Below are 20,737 nucleotides of genomic sequence, written 5' to 3' on the forward strand. Positions count from 1 at the left end.
GGCTAAAATAAGTCCTATGAATATTCTTGGATTTGAAAGTTCCTGCGATGAAACCGGCGTGGCGCTGGTCAGCACGGAACAGGGCTTGTTGGCCCATGCCTTGCACAGCCAGATTGCCATGCACCGTGAATACGGTGGGGTGGTGCCTGAACTGGCCTCTCGCGATCATATCCGCCGTGTCCTGCCTTTGACACGTCAGGTGCTGGCTTCTTGCCATATGCAGCTCGATCAGGTCGATGCCATTGCCTATACCGCCGGTCCTGGCCTGGCCGGGGCCCTGCTGGTGGGGGCCAGCGTGGCGCAGTCGATTGCCTGGTCGCTGAAGAAACCGACCATTGCCATCCATCACCTGGAAGGCCATTTGCTCTCGCCTTTGTTGGCCGAGCCGCGTCCGGACTTTCCTTTTGTGGCTTTGCTGGTCTCGGGTGGTCATACCCAACTGATGCGCGTGGATGGCGTGGGTCAGTACGAATTGCTGGGTGAAACGCTGGACGATGCGGCGGGCGAAGCCTTTGATAAAAGCGCCAAGCTGATGGGCCTGGGCTATCCCGGCGGCCCGGCCCTGTCGCGTCTGGCTGAACAGGGAGACCCCAGCGTCTACGAGTTGCCGCGTCCCATGATGCATAGCAAGGATCTGGATTTCAGCTTTAGTGGTTTGAAAACTGCCGTGCTGACGCGCCTGCGCAAGCTGGAAGCGCAAGAGGGCGGGATGACTGAACAGCAACGCGCTGATCTGGCCGCCGCGACCGAGGCCGCGATTGTGGATGTGTTGGCCGCCAAGGCCGTCAAAGCCTTGAAGCAAACCGGCTTGAAACGTTTGGTGGTTGCCGGTGGTGTGGGCGCCAACCGCCACTTGCGGGCGTATCTACAAAAAGCCGTGGCGCGTTTGAAGGGCGAGGTGTTTTTTCCACCGCTGGAATTTTGTACCGATAACGGTGCCATGATTGCTTTTGCGGCGGCCATGCGGGTCAAACACGGTTTGGCGACGTTAGATGATAGCCAGCATGGCTTTGCCATTCGGCCTCGCTGGGATCTGGCCTGTGTAAATCAGCCCGTCTCCCCGCCAGAGCGTTAGTATTTATTTTTTCTTGGAACCGATCTTGCTTTCTTTGCCTGTCAGCAGACGGCGAATGTTCTCTTGGTGACGCCACAGCAAGAAAGCACTGATCAGGACCAGGGCGGTGGCAATGGACGCATTCATGGGCCAGACCACCTTGGCACCGAGTAGGTAAAACAAGGGAGCGAACACGGCACTGATGATGGCGGCCAGTGAGGAGTAACGGCTGACATAGGCAATAATCAGCCAGGTGGTTGCGGTAGCCAGAGCCAGCCAGGGCAGCAGGGCCAGGATGACACCCAGCGCGGTTGCCACGCCTTTGCCGCCTTTGAAGCCCAGAAAGACCGGGTATAAGTGACCTAAAAAGGCAAAAAAGGCGCTGGCGCCCAGTAATGTGGGTGCCCAGCCCCAGTTGCTGATGGCCTGTTGGGTCAGAAAGACAGCCAGCCAGCCTTTGAAGGCATCGCCCAACAAGGTCAGAATGGCTGCTTTTTTATTGCCGCTACGTAGTACATTAGTGGCTCCCGGATTTTTCGAACCAAAGGTGCGAGGGTCTTGCAAGCCCATGATCTTGCTGACGATTACGGCAAACGGCAAGGACCCCAGCAAGTAGGATAAAAGGGCGACAAGCGGTACAGCCACAGCAAAAGAAACGGCGTTCATGAGGATTGAGCTCCACAATTATTGTTGCGCGGATTCTACCGGCCTTGCAGCAAAATACCAAAGGCAGCGGGTACAATTTGCTGCCCCTGTTAGATTTTTAACGGAAAAGTAAGCATGCGTATTCTGGTCTCCAACGATGATGGCTATACAGCAGCCGGTATCGAGGCGTTGTATGAAGCTTTGCAAGGGCTGGGCGAGCTAACTGTCATTGCACCTGAGACCAATTGCAGTGGTGCCAGCAATTCCCTGACCTTGAATCGTCCCTTGTCGCTGCGCCAGGCCAGCAATGGTTTTTATTTTGTGAATGGTACACCGTCTGATTGTGTCCACGTGGCGCTGACCGGTTTGCTGGACTTCCGTCCCGATCTGATAGTGTCCGGTATCAATAATGGCGCCAATATGGGTGATGACACTTTGTATTCGGGCACGGTCGCTGCTGCGATGGAAGGCCATTTATTCGGCATTCCCGCGATTGCCTTTTCCCTGATCGAACGGGGCTGGAAAAACCTGGACAGCGCGGCGCGCGTGGCACGGGACTTGGTGCAGCGGTGTCAGAAGCAGCCGCTGGCGGTCAACACCCTGCTGAACGTGAACATTCCGTGCCTGCCGTATGAAGCCCTGACAGGTATGCAGGTGACGCGCTTGGGCAAGCGCCACCCCTCGGAGCCGGTGGTGAAAAGCCAGACTCCTTATGGCGAACCCGTCTACTGGATTGGTCGTGTAGGTGGCGTGTCCGATAGCGAGCAGGGAACGGATTTCGGAGCGATTGAAAGCGGTGCGGTGTCGATTACTCCCTTGCGGGCAGATCTGACGAATCACGATCAACTGGCTGGTTTGCGGGACTGGGTGCAATGACAAGCAAACCCGGCAAACGCTATCCCTTCGCGGATGGGACACGGAACCGGTTTGGCAAGTCCAGCCTGGGCAGTGGCTTGTCTGCCAGCAACAGCAATACGCGCATCGTGCAACGGGGTCAGTTACAACCGACACCGTCGGTCAATTTGTCACCGCAAGTGTCAACAAGTGTCAATCTGGGTTTGAACTCGGAACGCTCGCGTGGCATGATGATTGAGCGCTTACGCCGACAGGGAATTACCGATGAACGGGTGTTGGCCGCCATGCAGGTAGTGCCTCGCCATCAGTTTGTTGATCAAGGTTTGGCCAGTCGGGCCTATGAAGATGATGCCTTGCCCATTGGCTTTGCGCAGACCATCTCCCAGCCTTGGGTCGTGGCTCATATGATCAGTTTGGTGTGTGACCAGAAAATACCGAATAAAGTATTGGAAGTGGGCGCCGGGTGTGGTTATCAGGCCGCTGTTTTGGCACAATTGGTCAAAGAAGTGTACGCCGTGGAACGCATCAAAGGTTTGTGCGATATGGCCCGCGATCACATGCGTCAATTAGGTCTGTCGCAACGTGCTCGAATACTGTTTGGTGACGGAATGCAAGGTTATCCTGCGGCAGCCCCGTATGATGCTATTGTTGTGGCGGCAGCCGGTCCGGTCATTCCCAGAACCTTATTGGAACAATTAACATTGGGGGGGAGGCTGATCGCCCCTGAAGGTACGACACAACAGCGCCTGGTTTTGGTGGAACGCACCGGACAGGCTTCGTGGCGTCGTGAAGAACTTGATGCGGTTCGCTTCGTGCCGATGCGAGCCGGAACCCAGATTTAGTCAGATATTCTCAGGAGATTTTTATGCAGCATGCAGTCAGGTTACCGTTAACCGCTGCTTCCACCGGTACACAGTGGTTCTTGACGCCCCGTCAGTGCCTGGTGGCGGCTGTGGTCACCAGTACCCTGCTGGCTGGTTGTGCAAGCCGTAACGAGCGTGCCCCAGTCACCGACCTGAGTTCTTCTTCGGCGGCGGGCAGCGTCAGCAGTGCCACAGGTACCTATGTGGTACGTCCTGGCGATACGCTTTACAAAATCGCCCAGGCACACGGCATGGACGTGAACTCGCTGATCCAGTTGAACCAGATTACCGATCCTTCCATGCTGCGCGTGGGCCAAACCTTGCGCCTGGATGGCAATACCTCGATGGCGGCAGTCAACACTCGCCCAGCCGGTAGCGGTAGCACACAGACCTCGCCCGTCAGCCCAGCCACTCCGGTCAAGACTGAAACACCTGTGTCTGCGCCTCGCGCTAGCGACGCTGCCCTGATCGCCTGGGGTTGGCCTGCCAGTGGCAAGATCATCCAGGGCTTCAATGCCTCGACCAAGGGCATTGATATTGAAGGCAAGGTGGGTGATCCCGTGGTTGCCGCTGCGGATGGCAAGATCATGTATGCCGGTAATGGTGTACGTGGTTTAGGTTCGATGGTGTTGGTCGGTCATAGCAATGGTTTTATTACCGCTTATGCCCATAACAGTGTCTTGCACGTTAAAACGGGCCAGCAGGTGAAGAAGGGACAGCGTATTGCCGATCTGGGTCAATCTGACACCACCTCGCCACGGCTGCACTTCGAGATTCGTCGTTCCGGTACGCCGGTCAATCCGATCTCGTACCTGCCTACGCGGTAAGCTCGGTATCTGGACTGACAAGAAAGCGGCTTTTGGCCGCTTTTTTTGTGTACTGTGTCTGGCGCCTGAGTGCTCTGAGGCTTTTAACGGAGATGGGCCCTGACGCTTGCCCGCGCTGTTTGCCGACCCTACTGGGTATGGTGGGTTCACCCGCTGTGCTCAACCGCTCTTGCCGCATTCTGCTTGTTTTTACCCGCTGTGCGGAAGGCTCATTGTAAAATCAGCGATTCGCCATCATTTGCTGCAATGCAACTGCGCCATTTTGCTTGGCAGGACGCTTATTTAGGTTTTTATCGAATGTCTGACGTATTGTTAATTGAATCGCTGGATCTGGAAGGACGCGGCGTCGCCCATAAAGAGGGCAAAGTGGTGTTTGTGGAAGGTGCTTTGCCTGGCGAGGAAGTGCTGGCCGAGACGGTACGCTCCAAAGATTCATACGATAAAGCCCGTATGACGGCTTTGTTGAAAGCCTCGTCCCAGCGTGCCGAGCCTCCCTGTCCCAACTTTGGTGTCTGTGGTGGCTGTGCCATGCAGCACCTGGAGCCTTCGGCTCAGGTCGCGGTCAAGCAACGCGTGCTGGAAGATTCTCTGGGGCATATCGGCAAGGTCAAACCCGGCCGCGTCCTGGCGCCATTGCACGGTCCCTACTGGGGTTATCGTTATCGCGCCCGTTTCTCCATGCGCTATGTGCCTAAAAAAGGCGGAGTGCTGGTGGGTTTCCGTGAAAAGAATGGCCGCTACGTGGTGGACATGACGGAATGTCGTGTTTTACCTGCCAAGGTGTCCGCCTTGCTGGCGCCTTTGCGCACCTGTCTGGCAGGCCTGTCCCGACCGGATCGTTTGCCTCAGATCGAGCTGGCCATGGGCGACAAGATCACGACCTTGACCTTGCGTCATATGGAGCCATTGACGGGCGAAGATATTCAACGCCTGCAAGACTTCGGCCAGGAGCACGATATTAGCTGGTGGTTGCAGCCTAAAGGCCCTGAAACAGCGCACCCTTTGTTGCGTGAGGATGCGGACAAACTGGCGTACGCACTGCCTGAGTTTGATCTGCGCATGCCGTATCGCCCTACGGATTTTACGCAGGTGAACCACGACATTAACCGCAGCCTGATCTCGCGTGCCTTGACCTTGCTGGACGTCAAACCCGAGCACCGTGTGGCCGACTTGTTCTGTGGTCTGGGTAACTTCAGCCTGCCGCTGGCACGCCGTGCCGCCGAAGTGGTCGGGATTGAAGGCAGCAGCACTTTGACCGAACGTGCCGGTGAAGCGGCCTTGGCCCATGACCTGCAGGACAAGGCGAAATTTACTACCCTGAACCTGTTTGAAGTGGACGTGCAATGGCTGCGTGACCTGGGGCATTTCGACCGCATGTTGATCGACCCGCCGCGCGATGGTGCCTTTGCTGTTGCAACCGCTTTGGCACAGTTGGAAAAGCACGAACGCCCCGAGCGTCTGGTTTACGTTTCCTGTAGTCCAGGTACGTTGGCGCGCGATGCCGGTGTACTGGTGCATCAAGGTGGCTATACGCTGGAATCAGCCGGTGTGGTGAATATGTTTCCGCACACGGCGCACGTGGAATCGATTGCGGTTTTTACGCGTTAAGCATACCTAAGCGGGCTGGATATAAAACGCCCCAAAGGTTGGATGAGTGTCCAACTTTTGGGGTGCAGTTCAGTTTGCGGGGCGTTTTGTTTTTCCTGGGTGGCTTTGTCAGCTCGTTCGCCCAAAGTGCTGTTGCCTTCAATCCCGACCATTTCGGTGGTATCACGTTTTAAAGGCTGGCTGAAGGATCAGTCGCGTTCAGGTGTTTTTCTTGAGATGTGGGCATGAGCCAGCCCGTGTTCTTGCCAAGGGGGCCGGCAGCTATATGCTTTTTATCACCACGTTTGAAGGCTAGGCTGGCTGATCGGTTTTGTGTGTTTGATTCGATCCGTTGCTGGTTTTACCGCTTGGTGGCAGTCGTCGCTGCTTTACCGGCATGGGCAATCAAGCCATCGTGTATCAGCTCCATCATCATTTTGAACACGTGATCGGGCTGCAGGTTGACAAAACGCGGCAGAATCTGGCGCAGCATAGGCACATCCTCAGCAGGCCATTGCTCCAGTTCGTTCAGTTCTTCTTCTGTGACCGGGCGGATAAGCCCACCGAGCTCGCCCTGAATCAGTCCATATAAAGCGGCGTACCAGCCTACACAGGCGGCGGGGATTTCGGCATCGCTCAAACCTGCGTCGCGCAAGGCCCGGTACACCTGTTCAAGCACCCGATAGTCAGCCTTGCCGGTATTCAGAAAGCGCTGCATCTGCCTGAACGTCTGCGGGTGGTTTAAGGCCAATTCGCGGTATTGTCGGGCTAGCTCATAGAGGCGTTCCGCCCACGCGAGCTCTGTATCCACAGCTTGAATGCGACTTGTCAAATAATCAGCCATCGCGCGAAGCAAACCCTCCTTGGACTTGAAGTGATACAGCACAGCCATTGGATCGCAGCCGACGCGCTCGCCCAGTTTGCGTAAAGAAAAGCCGCTGTCTCCGGCTTCTTCCATCAAGGTGACGGCAGCGATGGCCAGCTCGTCCTTATTCAATTTGCGGGTACGCGTGGAGGGTGCTTGTGCCAATAGAGTTCCTTTGTCGAAGCGGAGATAAAAAGGGTTGATTTGCCAAGTTTAACTCTACAGAGTAGAATAAATTAATTCTACAGCGTAGAAGAAGATCGTTCCATTCCGTTTTTGCAACGGGGTGTTGATAACGAGACAGAACGGAACGCCGCGTTGACGGGGCGTCACCGGAGCATTCCGCTCTGTGATCCAGGCGGCCAAAGGGCCGTAACAGACACAGGACATTTATGCTGATTTCTAAACCCACACTTTTAAACGATGTCTCTAGCGCAGAGAGCTTGCTGGTCAGTAATCCCCGATTGTGGAACTGGCGCAAAGATCATCTGAACGACGCCGTCGCGCCCGCGACGTATTACGAAGCATCGCTTGCCCCCTGGACCCGCTTTGATCCTCTGCAAGCCGACACGCAATGTGATGTGCTGGTGGTAGGCGGTGGCCTGTTAGGTGCCTCGACCGCCTTGCATTTGGCCCGCTCCGGCCTGGATGTGGTGCTGGTGGAAAAAGACAGTATTGGCTCTGCCGCCTCAGGTCGAAATGGTGGTCAGTTAACTCCCGGTTTGGCCCGTTGGGAAGCGGCAGACATGATTGCCCATCTGCCTTTGGATGAAGCCCGCCGCTTGTGGCGCTTTGCCTCGCATGAAGCGATGGATCTGCTCGATCAGATTGCTCAGGATTACGAACTGGATTTTGATCGTCGTCGTGGCCATTTGACGGCTGCGGTTCATGCAGGCCATATGGGCGCTCTGGTGGAGGGGGCGGATGCCCGCCGCTACCTGGGCGATACCAGTGTGGAGATTGTGGGTAGCTACGAACTGGAACAGGAAATCCGTTCACCGCTGTATCACGGTGCCGTGGTGGATACTCTGGGCGGACAACTGCATCCCTTGGCGCTGTTGCGGGGGCTGGTGTATGGCCTGGTTCAGCATGGTGGTCGGGTTTATGAAGGCAGTCCGGTCGAGGAGATCGAGCAGACAGAAAAGGGTGCCTTGGCGGTCACTGCCGGTGGCACAATTCTGGCGCGTCAGGCCTTGGTGCTGGCCGTCCATGACACGACCTCACAGTTCTTGCCGACGCAGTCCAATACCACTGTCCCGTTTTATACCTATGTGGGCGTGACCGAGCCGCTGCAGTGCCCGGTCAGCGAGCTGCTGCCAACGGACCGTGCGGTGTACGACACCCAATTCCAGATCGACTATTACCGTGCCGTGCGTCAAAACCGCTTGCTGTTTGGCGGGCAGGGTACGGGCACCAGTTGGTCCCCTGAACGTATCAATGATTATTTACTGGATCGTATCCAAACGGTATTCCCACAGCTGGAGCAGGTGCAGCTGGAGTTTTCCTGGAGCGGGATCAGTGACTTCACCCTGAATGGGGCCACTGACTCGCGCAAGACCGAGGATGCGGTTCCCGTTTACATGGTGCATGGCTGGAGTGGTCATGGTGTGGCACAAACCGTGCGTATTGGTAAAGCCATTAGCGACGACGTGATGGGTCGCAACGAGGACTTTGCCATGTTGACGGATATTACCCACCGCAGCATTCCGTTGGGCCATCAGTTATCGGGGCTGGCGATCCCTGTGGTCAAAGCCGCCATTGGCATGATGAGTGCGGTGAACCCCGGCCGCCTGGTGTCTTTCTAAGTACGTTTTCAAGTCCCTGTTTAGCGGCGCTGACTAGGGCAAGCCCTCACTTGTTTTCGATCCTGATTGCTTTACATTGTGATTTCCTATTTGTATTGGCTTCAATATTTTAGGTTCATAAGAATTATCAGTATCATAAAAACGAGGGACAGATATGCAGAAAGGGCTTGTTCGTACAGGGGTTGCGGCCGCTGGTTTGATTTTGGGTTTGGCGTGGGCACCGGCTCATGCGCAAGTGCAGTCGGTAGAGGTGATGCGCGACAGCTATGGTGTGCCGCATGTCTTTGCCGACAGCCACTATGGCTTGTATTACGGCTATGGTTATGCGGTCGCCCAAGACCGTCTGTTCCAGATGGACATGGCGCGTCGCTCCTTTGTAGGTACAACCGCTGCCGTCCTGGGCCCTGGCGAGCAGGATGTCTACGTCAAGTACGACATGCAGGTCAGGCAGAATTTCACACCCGCTTCCATACAGCGGCAAATCGCTGCCTTGTCCAAAGATGAGCGCGACATTTTCCGTGGCTATGCTGATGGCTATAACGCCTATCTGGAGCAGGTGCGACGACGTCCCGAGCTGCTGCCCAAAGAATATGTAGACTTTGATTTCCAGCCCGAGCCGCTGACGGATTTTGACGTGGTCATGATTTGGGTCGGGTCTATGGCTAATCGCTTCTCCGACACGAATCTGGAAGTGACGGCGCTGGCCATGCGTCAGTCTTTGGAAAAAGAGCACGGCCCGGAACGTGGCCGTGCTTTATTTGATGAGCTGCTGTGGATCAATGACACAACAGCTCCCACCACGGTTCCGGCTCCCGCTGCCGAGCACAAGCCACAGGCGCAAGCAGGGACGCGGAATCTGGCTCATGTTTCCTCGCAAGTGCTGGCTGCCGAGCTGGAACGTCAGGACAAGCACTGGGGTGGTCGTGGCCCGGACTTTGCGCCCAAGGCCAGCAATTTGTGGAGCACTCGCCCCGAGCGCGTTCAGGATGGGTCTACCGTGCTGATCAATGGCCCGCAGTTTGGCTGGTACAACCCGGCTTATACCTACGGCATCGGCTTGCACGGCGCGGGCTTTGATGTGGTGGGCAACACGCCTTTTGCTTATCCAATTGTTCTGTTTGGCACCAATAGCGAGATTGCCTGGGGGGCGACTGCCGGTCCTCAGGACGTGGTGGATATGTACCAGGAGAGGCTGAATCCGGCGCGTGCCGATCAGTACTGGTTCAACAATGCCTGGCGCACGATGGAGCAGCGCAAGGAGCGCATCCAGGTGCGTGGTCAGGCTGATCGTGAAATGACGATCTGGCGCACCGTACACGGCCCAGTGATGCAGTTTGATTACGATCAGGGCACGGCTTACAGCAAGAAACGCAGTTGGGATGGTTATGAGGTGCAGTCCTTGCTGGCCTGGTTGAACGTGGCCAAGGCCCGCAACTGGACGGAGTTTCTTGATCAAGCCAGTAAGATGGCGATTTCCATTAACTGGTACTACGCCGACAAGCACGGCAATATTGGCTATGTCTCGCCGGCCTTCCTGCCCCAGCGTCCTGCCGATCAGGACATCCGCGTGCCTGCTAAAGGGGACGGCAGCATGGAGTGGCTGGGCATCAAGAGTTTTGACGCGATTCCCAAAGCCTACAATCCGCCCCAAGGCTATCTGGTCAACTGGAACAACAAACCTGCGCCGGACAAGACCAACACGGATACGTACTACTGGACTTACGGCGACCGCATGAACGAGCTGGTCAGCCAATATCAGCAGAAAGACGTATTCAGCGTGCAGGAGATCTGGACGTTCAACAAGAAGGCGTCCTATAGCGATGTGAACTGGCGCTACTTCCGTCCACATCTGGAAAAATTGGCGCAAAGTCTACCTGCCAATGATGGTAGTCAGGCGGCGTTGACGACTTTGCTGGCCTGGGATGGCATGGAGCGCGATCAGGATGGGCACAATGCCGGACCGGCCCGTGTCCTGTTTAAAACCTGGCTGGAAGAAATGTACAAGCAGGTTCTGATGCCGGTGGTGCCCGAATCACATCGCGCCATGTACAGCCAGGCAGGTTTTGCCACACAGCAAGGTCCCAATCCTGGTTCCATCAACTTGAGCATGGGCACCAAGGTTTTGCTGCGTGCTTTGGCGCTGGAAGCCCATCCTGATCCCAAGCGTGTGAATATTTTTGGTGAGCGCTCGTCTCCAGAAATCATGCACACGGCTTTGCAAAATGCGCAGGCTCGTTTGAGCCAGGAGCAGGGCGCTCAGATGGAGCGCTGGACCATGCCGACCTCGGTGCACCGCTTCAGTGACAAGAATTTCACGGGAACCCCGCAGACGACGTCGGGCAATACTTTTGCGTTCACGGGCTATCAGAACCGTGGCACGGAAAACAACCGTGTGGTGTTTGATACCCAGGGCGTGGAGTTCTGCGATGCCATGCCACCCGGCCAAAGCGGTTTCACCGACCGTAATGGTGTCCGCAGCCCGCATTACGAGGATCAGTTGAAGTTGTACGAGAACTTCGAGTGCAAGACGATGGATGTGAGCCACTCTGACATTCGCCGCAATGCACAAAGCAGCACGATGCTGTTGATTCAGCCTCAGCCTTAACAAAGGAGTGCGGCACCTGCACTTTGAGGCGGTGCCGCTTCTTCGATCGTTGCTGGAGGGTTTAGCAGGTCAGGGGATGTCGTTAGTAAAGGTAGCTTGCCAGTATCAGCAGCGAAGCTGTGTACGAAGTCTAAGCTGCAAATCTGGGCAGGCAGGATTGAAAGTGGTTGAAGCGGTATAAATTTATTGACTCAGATTGATTTGACAGACGCAGGCGGATCTATCGGGCAGAAAACGACCCAAAGCGGTCATTACCTTGCGCCTCAGAGGAGCGGCTCAGTCGATTGCTCCCACTTAAGTGGACTCAACGACAATATGGCGTTGGGCAAAATGCTGAATTAACCAGGGAACTGCAGCCCCCAAGAACGCCGTTACAGCAAGAACAAAATCCAAGCGATAATCTCCTTGTCCATAAGAGTATCGGTTGCCCGGATTTTTCTGCAGTAGTTCAATATAGCGACGTTCCACTGGGTGTAGCTCAGGAATTAATGCGCTCACCGCATTAACGGTCTGTCCCAATAGTTTTACAGCAGCAGGACTGATCGTTGCTTTATGGTCGTGAGCGAGACGGTTTCGAATTGCGTTGACCTGTTTCGCAACGCGTGCGAACTCTAAAGGCAAGCCTAAAGCGACCGCAATCGACAATTTCCCCCCGAAATCACGGGGTAACTTTACAAAGTCAGTGATTTCTCCTGTACGGGTTTCGGCAAGATAAAATTCAAGTAGCTGCTCAACTTGGAGATGCAATCGCAAAATGCAACCAATATCGTCTTCGGTCTCAGCTGCAACAATAATAATCTCAGGATCAAGAAGGGAGCCTAAGTCGAGGTCCACTTTAATCGGGTCATCACTCATTTCTTTCTCTTCCTTATTCTTTCAGCATCACTGACGGCGATTACTACCTATGTGCTGCGTTATCAGTACAGAACGTCATAAAATCATCCGCCCCCCGAATGGCAAAGTTCAGTCTGTTTATCGCCTACTTTAATACGACGGAATGACTGCTCATGGCCGAAAGCAGCAATTCCAGCCCTAACCCTAACGCAACTGACAAAATATGTCAGATCAAATCTGAGTCAATGCCTAAAAAAAGCCGCTCCTGAAACAGGAGCGGCTTTTCTTACTTTTAACCTAAGCTCTTATCAGCCTGGAATACGATCCAGAATACGCTGTGCTTCGATACGAACACGCTCGGGTGCGGTGCCGCCGATGTGTTTGCGCGAAGCGACCGAGCCTTCCAGCGTCAGCACGCCAAAGATATCCGATTCAATACGGCTATCGAATTTTTGCAGTTGTTCCAGGTTCAGATCGGCCAGGTCGCAACCCAACTGTTCACATTCACGCACGGCCAAGGCCACGGTTTCGTGGGCATCACGGAAAGGCAGGCCTTTCTTGACCAGGTAATCGGCCAGATCGGTAGCGGTGGCAAAGCCTTGCAGCGCAGCAGCGCGCATGGCTTCTGGCTTGACCTTGATGCCCGAGATCAGGTCTACAAAAATGGTCAGGGTGTCGCGAATGGTATCAGCCGAATCGAACAGACCTTCCTTGTCTTCCTGGTTGTCCTTGTTGTAGGCCAGCGGTTGGCCTTTCATCAAAGTCAGCAGGGCAATCAGGTGACCATTGACTCGGCCGGTCTTGCCACGGGCCAGCTCGGGAACGTCGGGGTTTTTCTTTTGCGGCATGATGGAACTGCCAGTGCAAAAGCGGTCAGCCAGATCAATAAAGCCAACGCGGGGGCTCATCCACAGCACCAGCTCCTCGGAGAAGCGGGAGATGTGCGTCATGATCAGGGCGGCAGCGGCGCAGAATTCGATGGCGAAGTCGCGGTCCGACACAGCGTCCAGCGAGTTGCGGCACACATCGTCAAAGTTCAGCAGCTTGGCAACCATTTCGCGGTCGATGGGGTAGCTGGTACCGGCCAGAGCGGCAGCGCCCAAAGGCAGGCGGTTCACGCGTTTGCGGCAGTCTTGCAGACGCTCGGCATCGCGCTGGAACATTTCAGCGTAAGCCAGCAAATGGTGGCCAAAAGTAACGGGCTGTGCCACTTGCAGGTGAGTAAAGCCAGGCAAAATAGTGTCTGCCTGAGCCAGCGCCAATTCAGCCAATTTACGCTGCATCTGGGCCAGCAGGTCCAGGGCAATGTCAATTTCATTGCGCAGCCACAGGCGGATATCGGTGGCGACCTGATCGTTGCGCGAACGGCCGGTATGCAGGCGCTTGCCCGCATCGCCAATTAGCTCGACCAGACGTTTTTCAATGTTCAGGTGTACGTCTTCCAGGTCCAGCAACCACTGGAACTGGCCTTGGGCGATTTCGTCCAGAATCTGGCTCATGCCGCGCTCAATGTCGGCCTTGTCCTGCTCGGTGATCACACCGACGGCAGCCAGCATGCTGGCGTGGGCCAGGGAACCCTGAATATCAAAGCGGGCCATGCGCTTGTCAAAGTCCACCGACGCTGTGTAGCGTTTGACGAGGTCAGAGACGGGCTCGGAAAAACGAGCCGACCAGGCCATGGCCTTATTGGCAAACTGGTCTTGGGAAGAGGGGGGGGTGTTTGTTGACATAGAGGGTGATTATAGTGGATTGGACGGGCTGACGCAGGTCATCCAGTCCCGCAGAAAACAGACGCTGTGCAGTATATTAGATAGTTTTGAGACTCTAGGAAACCATGCAGGCCCTTTTTGGGGCTGGTGGGATAAGGAAGAATACATGGAGCAAGACAGTACCTTTGCCGATTTGTTGGGATGGCAATGGATCGAAGCGTATTTACCGCAGGATCGCTGGGTACAGATATTGGCCGGTTTGGCGATGCTGACTGTGCTGGTCTGGGTTGTCAGTTGGTTGACCAGCTCCGTTCTCTCGCGCCTGGTACGGCGTTTGCTGAAAGTGGCGGGCAAAGATGACTGGGCACGAGCCTTGGTGAAAAAACGCTTTGTGCGCAATGTGGGCTATGCCGTGCCTTTGTTGGTGGTCAGCTCAAATCTGACCCTGTTGCCCTTGGCCAAGACTTTGCTGGAGGTGGTCGAACGGGTGGCCTTACTGGGCTTTCTGGTCTTTCTCATCATGGCGATTGTCAGCCTCTTGGGAGCGTGGCAAGAGGTCTACGCCAACTCCAGCAAGGGGCGCACCAAGTCCATCAAGGGCTATGTGGAGGTGGCCAAGATAGCGGTGTGGGCGATTGGCATTATCGTCATGATCTCCATCATTCTGGATCAATCGCCTGTCTTGCTGCTCTCCGGTCTGGGCGCCTTGTCGGCCGTGCTGTTGCTGGTCTTTAAAGACACCTTGCTGTCGCTGGTGGCCAGCACGCAAATGAGCACCAATGACATGTTACGCATCGGCGACTGGATCGAGATGAAACAGGCCGGAGCAGATGGTTTTGTTATTGATATCGCTCTACATACGGTCAAAGTTCAGAACTGGGACAAGACCGTCACGACTATCCCCACCTACAAGCTGTTTTCCGAGAGCTATCGCAACTGGCGTCAGATGTTCGAGTCGGGGGGGCGACGCATCAAACGTACCTTGAGCATTGATGCTTCTAGCGTTCGTTTTCTGACTCCGGCCGAAGTTGATAGCTTGTCGCGTTTTGCGTTGCTGCGTGATTATTTGGCTGAGAAAAAAGAAGATTTGGAGCGCTCCAATCAGGAACTGAGCCGTGCGGGTATGGATGCGGTCAACTATCGCCGTCTGACCAATCTGGGCACCTTCCGTGCCTATTGCACGGCCTATATCAAACGCCACGCTGAAATTCACCAGGACATGATCCAGATGGTGCGCATGATGGACCCTACGACAGAGGGTATCCCGATCGAGGTGTATTGCTTTACCAATAAAACCGCCTGGGTGGACTATGAGCGCATCCAGGGTGACATTTTTGACCATATTCTGGCGGTGCTGCCTGAGATTGGCTTGCGTCTGTTCCAGTCGCCCACCGGTCGGGATTTGAGCCTTGGCTTGAGTCTGGCAGCCGAAAGTCACCGCCCGTCTTTGTCGGGCAGTGCGAAAGATCCTCTTTAAATTTGACGTGCGAGTAACCATGAAACAAATTACGGCCATCATCAAACCCTTCAAGCTCGATGAAGTTCGCGAAGCCCTGGCAGAGCTGGACGTTAACGGCTTGACCGTAACTGAAGTGAAAGGCTTTGGTCGCCAAAAAGGTCATACCGAGCTCTATCGCGGTGCCGAGTATGTGGTGGATTTTCTGCCCAAGATCCGTGTGGACATCGTGGTGGCAGCCGATCGCTGTGATTCGATTATCGAAGCCATTATTAAAGCCGCCCACACTGGCAAGATCGGTGATGGCAAGATATTTGTGACACCGGTTGAGCAGGCTATCCGCATTCGGACCTCGGAGAGCGGTCGCGACGCACTGTAAGGTGGCCGCAACTGGGCTGGTGTGGACAGTCGTTCTGGAAGGACAAGCTGATGCGATATGAAAAACTAGGTTCAGCACCGCGTGTTTCGTGTGTGGGCCAAGGCAGTTGGTATGTCGAGCAGGCCGATTGGTCGCAAAGCATGACGGCTTTTCAGGCCGGGCTGGACGCGGGCATGAACCATATCGACACCGCCGAGATGTATGGCGACGGGCAGGCAGAGACCTTGATCGGTCAGGCTCTGCAAGGTCGTCGTCACGAGGCTTTTCTGGTGTCCAAGGTCTTGCCCTTTAACGCTAGCCGTCAGGGCGTGATCCGTGCTTGCGAGGCCAGCCTGAAGCGTTTGGGTACGGACTATCTGGACCTGTATTTATTGCACTGGCCCGGCCAGGTTCCTTTGGAGGAAACCTGCGCGGCCTTTGACCGGCTCGTACAGCAAGGCAAGATCAGGCAGTGGGGCGTCAGCAATTTTGACGTGCCAGATCTGGAAGAGCTGTATGACATCGTGGGGCCGGGCGAGATTGCTTGCAATCAGGTTCTGTATCACCTGAATGAGCGCGCCATTGAACACGCAGTCATGCCCTGGTGTCAGGAGCATAAGATCAGCGTGGTGGCGTATAGCCCCTTCGGTCACGACGATTTCCCGGAGCCGGATTCTGAAGGCGGGGCCTTGTTGGCCGAGATTGCCAGCCACTATCAGGCCACCGCGCGGCAAGTGGCTTTGGCCTTTTTGCTGCGTGACCCCAATGTGTTTGTGATTCCCAAGGCATCGCGCGCGGTTCATGCTCTGCAAAATGCAGCCGCTGCAGATTTGGTGTTGCAGCCCGAGCACATTCAAGCATTGGATGCTCAGTTTCCACGCGGCCCCAGGCCTGCTTATTTACCAATGATTTGAATGCAGGAAGAACGGCCCCCAAGCTTGGGATGACATCCAGGCTTGGGGGCCGTTTTTCATGAGTCGTCGCTTTGATTAAGTGGCGAAGTAGGGCTGACGCTTGTTCTTGACGTACAGCCAGGCCAGGGCCAGCATGACCACTGCCGAAATTGGCAGCGTCCAGGTATTGACGCCGTACCAGCCATAGACGGCCAGCACACGACCCGAGGTAAAGGAGGACAAGGCCACACAGGTAAAGATGATGAAGTCATTCAATGCCTGCACACGACCACGCTCTTCGGGACGGTAGCAGTCCACCACCATATTGGTGGCACCGATGAAGCCAAAGTTCCAGCCCAGGCCCAGCAAAATCAGGCTGACCCAGAAATGCGGCACCGTCATACCCAGCAGCGCCACAATGCTGGCCAGCCCCAGCAAGAGTACACCCGCAAAGGTGACGGGGATTTTGCCAAAGCGTTTGATCAGATTGCCGGTAAAAAAACTGGGACCGAACATGGCCAGAATATGCCACTGAATGCCCAGGGTGGATTCTTTCAGGCTATGACCGTGCATGACCATGGCCAAGGGTGAGGCCGTCATCAGAAAATTCATTAGGACGTAGGAAGCGACCCCAGCGATGACCGCAATAATGAAGTAGCTGTTGGAGGCAATCACGCGCAAGGGGCGTCCGGTGTAGGGTATCTTCTCTTGCTGATTTCGTGTGCCTGGCGCCAAGCGTAGGCAAAAGGCAAAAGGCAAGACCAGGGCTGCCAAGGCCGCCTGCGCCAGGAAGGCGGCGGCAAAGGGGTGATCCGGCCAGATGTCCTGAGTATGGATAATCGTCTGGGTAGCGATAATTGCTCCCAACAGCCCTCCGGCCATAACCCAGGAAATGGCTTTGGGTCGGAACGTATCGCTGGCGTCATCCGCAGCGGCAAAGCGATAGCTTTGTACATAAGAGGCATACAGCCCGGCCAACAGGGTGCCCACACAGAACAGGACAAAGGACAGGCTGTAAATCCCGGCAGCAGCCAACAGGCCCGCTCCTATGCCCAGCAAGGCACCAATGATGTAGCCACCTTGGCGTCCTAAACGGCGCATCAGAAAAGCGGCAGGCAAAATGCCGATGGCCAACCCCAGGTTGAAAATACCCACCGGCAAGGTTGCCAGGTCCGGGCTGCTGGCCATTTTTTGCCCGACCAGACTGCTAAGCGCCACCACCAATGCCGGATTGGCCCCGCCAAGTGCTTGCATTCCAGAAAGAATAAAGGCGTTGCGACGGCTTGGATCGACTTGCGTGGACATGGCGGGTCTCGGTATATAACTTTGTTTTATTAGTTAATGCTGAATTTTGGCTAAGCCAGTGTAGCACCACGTGCCCAGAAGGCTGGCATAAAGGATTCAGCCACCAGGAGGGGTTGACCGTGCCGCCAGAAGACGGAGCAGCGAGACAGAATCTGCTGAGCCGGCGGAACCGGTTCGTCACTACTGGCCAGGGCGCGCTCAATTGTGCGGAAAACGCTCATGCCCCGATTCAATCGACAGCTTAAAAAAGCCGAGCGTTGTATCTGGGCATCGTTATAAAGCATGTCGGCCAGCGGTCGGCTGCGTAGCCGGCGCATACCCTGCCAGACGCTGTGCGAGGCGGGCAGGGGAGTGAAACTGCGGGCAATCACACAACGGATTCCGTCCACGGACATGGATACTTCTCGTATCCAGGCCAGCGTGCCCAGTGGCTTTTGAATCAAAGCGGCTTCTTGAGGACTCAAGCGGCACGTGTATTCGCTGACGACTTCCAGATGGACGTTGCCCAAGCGGCGTAAACCGGTGGTCAGTGCGCCGGGACGGTGTAGCCAGTACTTTTGGGCAGGGGTGGCAGAGGGATGAATTCGCTCGTGCCAGGGTTTTTTTGTGCTGGAGGAAAATTTCATGTCCTGTATTATCGCCAAAGCCATAAAATAGCGCTCATGGAAAAAGAACGTATCTCAAAATTAATGGCCCAGCGCGGCATGTGTTCACGCCGTGAGGCGGATGCCTTCATCGAACGCGGCTGGGTTCGTGTGGACGGTCAAATCGTCTCTGAATTGGGGAGTAAAGCCTACCCCAATCAGAAAATCACACTGGAAAAACAGGCGCGTCAGCGCCAGACCCAACGTGCCACCATCCTGTTGCACAAGCCCGTGGGCTATGTGTCGGGGCAAGCTGAAGCCGGTTATCGCAATGCGGTTTCCCTGATCGGCGCGGCCACGCAGTACAAGGGTGGCCGCGGTGGCCAACGCTTTGACCCAGCGCATTTGCGCGGTCTGGCCCCGGCTGGTCGTCTGGATATTGACTCCACCGGCTTGCTGATCCTGACTCAGGATGGTCGTATTGCGCGGCAGATTATTGGCGAAGACTCGGTCATCGACAAGGAATATCTGGTGCGTGTGACCGGCAAGCTGAGCGAGCGCGGCCTGGAACTGCTGAACTTTGGTTTGAGCCTGGATGGCAAGCCTTTGCTGCCTGCCCAAGTGTCCTGGCAGAACGATGACCAGCTGCGTTTCATTTTGCGCGAAGGCAAGAAACGCCAGATTCGCCGCATGTGCGAGCTGGTCGGTCTGAAGGTTGTGGGTTTGAAGCGTGTGCGTATTGGCGAACTGGTACTGGGCGACCTGCCTATGGGCCAGTGGCGCTACATGAAAGAGTCCGAGCGCCTGGCCTAAAGGCAAAGGGGCGGCTTACAGCCCCGAATGACGAAGTTGAAAGCTGGCCTTGTCATCCTGGGCCAGCGTTTTTGTTAACCACGGCATGCTTTGTTCCAGAGCCTTGAGCAGCGTCCAGGGAGGATTGCTGATGAACAGGCCGCTGCCATGCAAACCCAACCCATTTTTGGCCGGAGCACGAACCGACAGGCTGACATGCAGCCAGGGTGTATCCAGTTGCTCCAGCTTGCGTTGTAAGGCCTGCACTTCGGGCCGTTGCACAATGGGATACCACACGACAATACAGGCTTGAGCAAATCGCTTGAGGGCATTTTTGACGCTGTTCAAGACCTGTTGATAGTCGGATTTGGCCTCGTAAGAGGGGTCCATCACCACGATGGCGCGTCGCGATGGCGGCGGTAGCAGGCGCCCCAACTGTTCAAACCCATTGTCTGGGTACAGACGTACTCGACGATTGCCTTGAGGGAACAATTGCGCCACGTTGTCGCTCAAGACTTCAAATTCGGACGGATGTAGCTCAAAGCCATGAAAGCTGTCTTGCGGGCGCAAGCGCTCCAGTGCCAACCAGGGGGAACCGGGGTAGTAGCGTGCCGTGCCGTCCGGGTTCAGGTCGGCAATGGCATCAATATAGTGTTCCACCAGCTCCGGGTAGTCATCTTGCTGCAAGACCCGGTCCAGGCCGTCGTAGAACTCGCCCTTGGTTTGCGCCCAATCGTGTTCCAGATCATAGATACCGGCACCGCAGTGAGTATCGATGATGCTGAAAGCACTGTCTTTTTGAGCGTAGTAATTAAAGATATGCAGCAAGGTGGCGTGCTTGAGCACGTCCGCGTGATTGCCAGCATGAAAGGCGTGACGGTAACTGAACAAGAGAAATCCTGATGTTGCGGTTTAATTAAAGCGTATCGGGGCGAATGGTAGTGACTTTATCAGTGAAGATGCCATTGCATCCCCAATCCAGCAGCTCGCGTACCCGTTCAGCCTCGTTGACGGTCCATACGGCTACGGTATAGCCTTTTTGCCGAATCGCCTGAACCAAGGCCTGGCTGACAAAACGATCATTCAAATTCAGACCCATGCAGCCTAGGCGTTCCAGGCGTTCAGGCCAGTCTGCCGGAACGTCTTCTTCAATCAGCAGGGCGCGGGGCAGGGTGGGGGCGGCTTGCTGGGCCGCTTCCAAAGCCGCTTCGGAAAAAGAAGACAGCAAAGGCGGCAAGCTGGCCTGTGCCCACAGAGCCTGCGCAGCCAGGGCAACCCGTCGACCCGTTTCCGCCTCGTCCCCAGTGGTGGGCTTGATTTCGATATTGCTGTGCACCTGATTGGCTAGGGTAAAGGCGGCTATCGAACTTAATGTGGGTATGGGCTCTCCGGCGTAGGCCGAGGAATGCCAGGCCCCAAAGTCCAGGGCTGACAGTTCGGCCAGTGTCAGCCGGGAGGCAATACCCTGACCATTGGAGGTGCGCTCCAACTGGTCATCGTGCAGTAGTACGGGAACCGCATCGCGGCTCAGTTTGACGTCGTACTCCATCATGCGAAAACCATTCTGGGTACCGACCCGAATGGCAGCCAGGGTGTTTTCCGGGGCAATCTTGCCGGCGCCACGGTGGGCGATCAAAGCGGGGTAGGGCCAGTGATGGTTCAGTGAAGGCATGGCGGACTCGCAAGAGGCGTGATAAAAA

At 55.6% G+C, this 20,737-nt stretch carries 19 protein-coding genes; 11 read left to right on the top strand and 8 right to left on the bottom strand.

The features are described 5' to 3' along the window. The first annotated feature begins 16 nt into the window (after positions 1–16). Complete coding sequence (gene tsaD, locus LNA76_RS03660) at positions 17–1,075, top strand: tRNA (adenosine(37)-N6)-threonylcarbamoyltransferase complex transferase subunit TsaD (protein ID WP_094196893.1); 1,059 nt, start codon at positions 17–19, stop codon at positions 1,073–1,075. A gap of 3 nt (positions 1,076–1,078) precedes the next feature. On the opposite strand, the gene plsY is transcribed toward tsaD, so the two are convergent. Further along, positions 1,079–1,720 carry a glycerol-3-phosphate 1-O-acyltransferase PlsY gene (gene plsY, locus LNA76_RS03665; protein ID WP_230017958.1) on the bottom strand — a complete coding sequence of 214 codons (642 nt, stop codon included), beginning with the start codon at positions 1,718–1,720 and terminating at the stop codon, positions 1,079–1,081. A gap of 114 nt (positions 1,721–1,834) precedes the next feature. Between plsY and surE the strand changes: the two genes are divergently transcribed. From surE to rlmD, 4 genes are all read left to right on the top strand, one after another. Then, a complete protein-coding gene (surE, locus tag LNA76_RS03670) occupies positions 1,835–2,575 on the top strand; it encodes a 5'/3'-nucleotidase SurE (protein ID WP_230017959.1) in 741 nt (246 codons plus the stop codon). Then, complete coding sequence (locus LNA76_RS03675; protein WP_094196890.1) at positions 2,572–3,396, top strand: protein-L-isoaspartate(D-aspartate) O-methyltransferase; 825 nt, start codon at positions 2,572–2,574, stop codon at positions 3,394–3,396. Before surE ends, LNA76_RS03675 begins: the two co-directional genes overlap by 4 nt. Positions 3,397–3,419: 23 nt before the next feature. Next, positions 3,420–4,244 (top strand): peptidoglycan DD-metalloendopeptidase family protein, encoded by an 825-nt coding sequence (locus LNA76_RS03680; protein WP_094196889.1) that lies wholly within the window; start codon positions 3,420–3,422, stop codon positions 4,242–4,244. A 297-nt stretch (positions 4,245–4,541) separates the two neighbouring features. Further along, positions 4,542–5,852, top strand: coding sequence for a 23S rRNA (uracil(1939)-C(5))-methyltransferase RlmD (rlmD, locus tag LNA76_RS03685; protein WP_230017960.1), 1,311 nt, complete (start codon positions 4,542–4,544; stop codon positions 5,850–5,852). Positions 5,853–6,192: 340 nt separating this feature from the next. Here rlmD and LNA76_RS03690 read toward each other — a convergent pair whose 3' ends face one another. After that, positions 6,193–6,861, bottom strand: a complete 669-nt coding sequence (locus LNA76_RS03690; protein ID WP_125276749.1) for a TetR/AcrR family transcriptional regulator — start codon at positions 6,859–6,861, stop codon at positions 6,193–6,195. 227 nt (positions 6,862–7,088) lie between these two features. On the opposite strand from LNA76_RS03690, the gene LNA76_RS03695 reads away from it, so the two are divergent. Both LNA76_RS03695 and LNA76_RS03700 read left to right on the top strand, forming a co-directional pair. After that, a complete protein-coding gene (locus tag LNA76_RS03695) occupies positions 7,089–8,501 on the top strand; it encodes an NAD(P)/FAD-dependent oxidoreductase (RefSeq protein ID WP_230017961.1) in 1,413 nt (470 codons plus the stop codon). A gap of 154 nt (positions 8,502–8,655) precedes the next feature. Next, positions 8,656–11,106: a penicillin G acylase gene (locus LNA76_RS03700; protein WP_230017962.1), complete on the top strand. Its 2,451-nt coding sequence runs from the start codon at positions 8,656–8,658 to the stop codon at positions 11,104–11,106. Positions 11,107–11,400: 294 nt separating this feature from the next. Here LNA76_RS03700 and LNA76_RS03705 read toward each other — a convergent pair whose 3' ends face one another. Continuing rightward, positions 11,401–11,961, bottom strand: coding sequence for a hypothetical protein (locus tag LNA76_RS03705; RefSeq protein ID WP_230017964.1), 561 nt, complete (start codon positions 11,959–11,961; stop codon positions 11,401–11,403). A 287-nt stretch (positions 11,962–12,248) separates the two neighbouring features. Continuing rightward, a complete protein-coding gene (gene argH / locus LNA76_RS03710) occupies positions 12,249–13,670 on the bottom strand; it encodes an argininosuccinate lyase (protein ID WP_094196884.1) in 1,422 nt (473 codons plus the stop codon). A 145-nt stretch (positions 13,671–13,815) separates the two neighbouring features. Here argH and LNA76_RS03715 point away from each other — a divergent pair, with 145 nt between their 5' ends. From LNA76_RS03715 to LNA76_RS03725, 3 genes are read left to right on the top strand one after another with little or no spacing between them, the layout of a single operon-like run. Beyond that, complete coding sequence (locus LNA76_RS03715) at positions 13,816–15,126, top strand: mechanosensitive ion channel family protein (RefSeq protein ID WP_094196883.1); 1,311 nt, start codon at positions 13,816–13,818, stop codon at positions 15,124–15,126. A gap of 19 nt (positions 15,127–15,145) precedes the next feature. Further along, positions 15,146–15,484 (top strand): P-II family nitrogen regulator, encoded by a 339-nt coding sequence (locus LNA76_RS03720; protein ID WP_094196882.1) that lies wholly within the window; start codon positions 15,146–15,148, stop codon positions 15,482–15,484. Between the two features lie 50 nt (positions 15,485–15,534). Then, positions 15,535–16,377 carry an aldo/keto reductase gene (locus LNA76_RS03725; protein WP_230017965.1) on the top strand — a complete coding sequence of 281 codons (843 nt, stop codon included), beginning with the start codon at positions 15,535–15,537 and terminating at the stop codon, positions 16,375–16,377. A 75-nt stretch (positions 16,378–16,452) separates the two neighbouring features. On the opposite strand, the gene LNA76_RS03730 is transcribed toward LNA76_RS03725, so the two are convergent. Then, a complete protein-coding gene (locus LNA76_RS03730; protein WP_094196880.1) occupies positions 16,453–17,661 on the bottom strand; it encodes an MFS transporter in 1,209 nt (402 codons plus the stop codon). Positions 17,662–17,711: 50 nt separating this feature from the next. Continuing rightward, positions 17,712–18,287, bottom strand: a complete 576-nt coding sequence (locus tag LNA76_RS03735; RefSeq protein ID WP_230017968.1) for a chorismate--pyruvate lyase family protein — start codon at positions 18,285–18,287, stop codon at positions 17,712–17,714. Between the two features lie 36 nt (positions 18,288–18,323). Between LNA76_RS03735 and LNA76_RS03740 the strand changes: the two genes are divergently transcribed. After that, a complete protein-coding gene (locus LNA76_RS03740) occupies positions 18,324–19,058 on the top strand; it encodes a pseudouridine synthase (protein ID WP_094196878.1) in 735 nt (244 codons plus the stop codon). Positions 19,059–19,073: 15 nt separating this feature from the next. On the opposite strand, the gene LNA76_RS03745 is transcribed toward LNA76_RS03740, so the two are convergent. Beyond that, on the bottom strand, positions 19,074–19,928 hold the full coding sequence (locus LNA76_RS03745) for a 23S rRNA (adenine(2030)-N(6))-methyltransferase RlmJ (protein WP_108727555.1): 855 nt from the start codon (positions 19,926–19,928) through the stop codon (positions 19,074–19,076). A 25-nt stretch (positions 19,929–19,953) separates the two neighbouring features. Further along, entirely contained in the window at positions 19,954–20,709 is a 756-nt protein-coding gene (ugpQ, locus tag LNA76_RS03750; RefSeq protein ID WP_230017970.1) for a glycerophosphodiester phosphodiesterase, read from the bottom strand. Positions 20,710–20,737: the final 28 nt, after the last annotated feature.

The organism is Alcaligenes sp. MMA (assembly GCF_020907215.1).
In the GTDB taxonomy this organism is placed as follows: domain Bacteria; phylum Pseudomonadota; class Gammaproteobacteria; order Burkholderiales; family Burkholderiaceae_B; genus Alcaligenes; species Alcaligenes aquatilis.

What these genes read in the sequence shown, in the direction of transcription:
- LNA76_RS03675 (WP_094196890.1), top strand. Translation starts at nt 2,572, where the DNA reads ATGACAAGCAAACCCGGCAAACGCTATCCCTTCGCGGATGGGACACGG.
- ugpQ (WP_230017970.1), bottom strand. Translation starts at nt 20,709, where the DNA reads ATGCCTTCACTGAACCATCACTGGCCCTACCCCGCTTTGATCGCCCAC.
- surE (WP_230017959.1), top strand. Translation starts at nt 1,835, where the DNA reads ATGCGTATTCTGGTCTCCAACGATGATGGCTATACAGCAGCCGGTATC.
- LNA76_RS03695 (WP_230017961.1), top strand. Translation starts at nt 7,089, where the DNA reads ATGCTGATTTCTAAACCCACACTTTTAAACGATGTCTCTAGCGCAGAG.
- LNA76_RS03680 (WP_094196889.1), top strand. Translation starts at nt 3,420, where the DNA reads ATGCAGCATGCAGTCAGGTTACCGTTAACCGCTGCTTCCACCGGTACA.
- LNA76_RS03725 (WP_230017965.1), top strand. Translation starts at nt 15,535, where the DNA reads ATGCGATATGAAAAACTAGGTTCAGCACCGCGTGTTTCGTGTGTGGGC.
- plsY (WP_230017958.1), bottom strand. Translation starts at nt 1,720, where the DNA reads ATGAACGCCGTTTCTTTTGCTGTGGCTGTACCGCTTGTCGCCCTTTTA.
- LNA76_RS03700 (WP_230017962.1), top strand. Translation starts at nt 8,656, where the DNA reads ATGCAGAAAGGGCTTGTTCGTACAGGGGTTGCGGCCGCTGGTTTGATT.
- LNA76_RS03735 (WP_230017968.1), bottom strand. Translation starts at nt 18,287, where the DNA reads ATGAAATTTTCCTCCAGCACAAAAAAACCCTGGCACGAGCGAATTCAT.
- LNA76_RS03715 (WP_094196883.1), top strand. Translation starts at nt 13,816, where the DNA reads ATGGAGCAAGACAGTACCTTTGCCGATTTGTTGGGATGGCAATGGATC.
- tsaD (WP_094196893.1), top strand. Translation starts at nt 17, where the DNA reads ATGAATATTCTTGGATTTGAAAGTTCCTGCGATGAAACCGGCGTGGCG.
- rlmD (WP_230017960.1), top strand. Translation starts at nt 4,542, where the DNA reads ATGTCTGACGTATTGTTAATTGAATCGCTGGATCTGGAAGGACGCGGC.
- LNA76_RS03740 (WP_094196878.1), top strand. Translation starts at nt 18,324, where the DNA reads ATGGAAAAAGAACGTATCTCAAAATTAATGGCCCAGCGCGGCATGTGT.
- argH (WP_094196884.1), bottom strand. Translation starts at nt 13,670, where the DNA reads ATGTCAACAAACACCCCCCCCTCTTCCCAAGACCAGTTTGCCAATAAG.
- LNA76_RS03705 (WP_230017964.1), bottom strand. Translation starts at nt 11,961, where the DNA reads ATGAGTGATGACCCGATTAAAGTGGACCTCGACTTAGGCTCCCTTCTT.
- LNA76_RS03720 (WP_094196882.1), top strand. Translation starts at nt 15,146, where the DNA reads ATGAAACAAATTACGGCCATCATCAAACCCTTCAAGCTCGATGAAGTT.
- LNA76_RS03730 (WP_094196880.1), bottom strand. Translation starts at nt 17,661, where the DNA reads ATGTCCACGCAAGTCGATCCAAGCCGTCGCAACGCCTTTATTCTTTCT.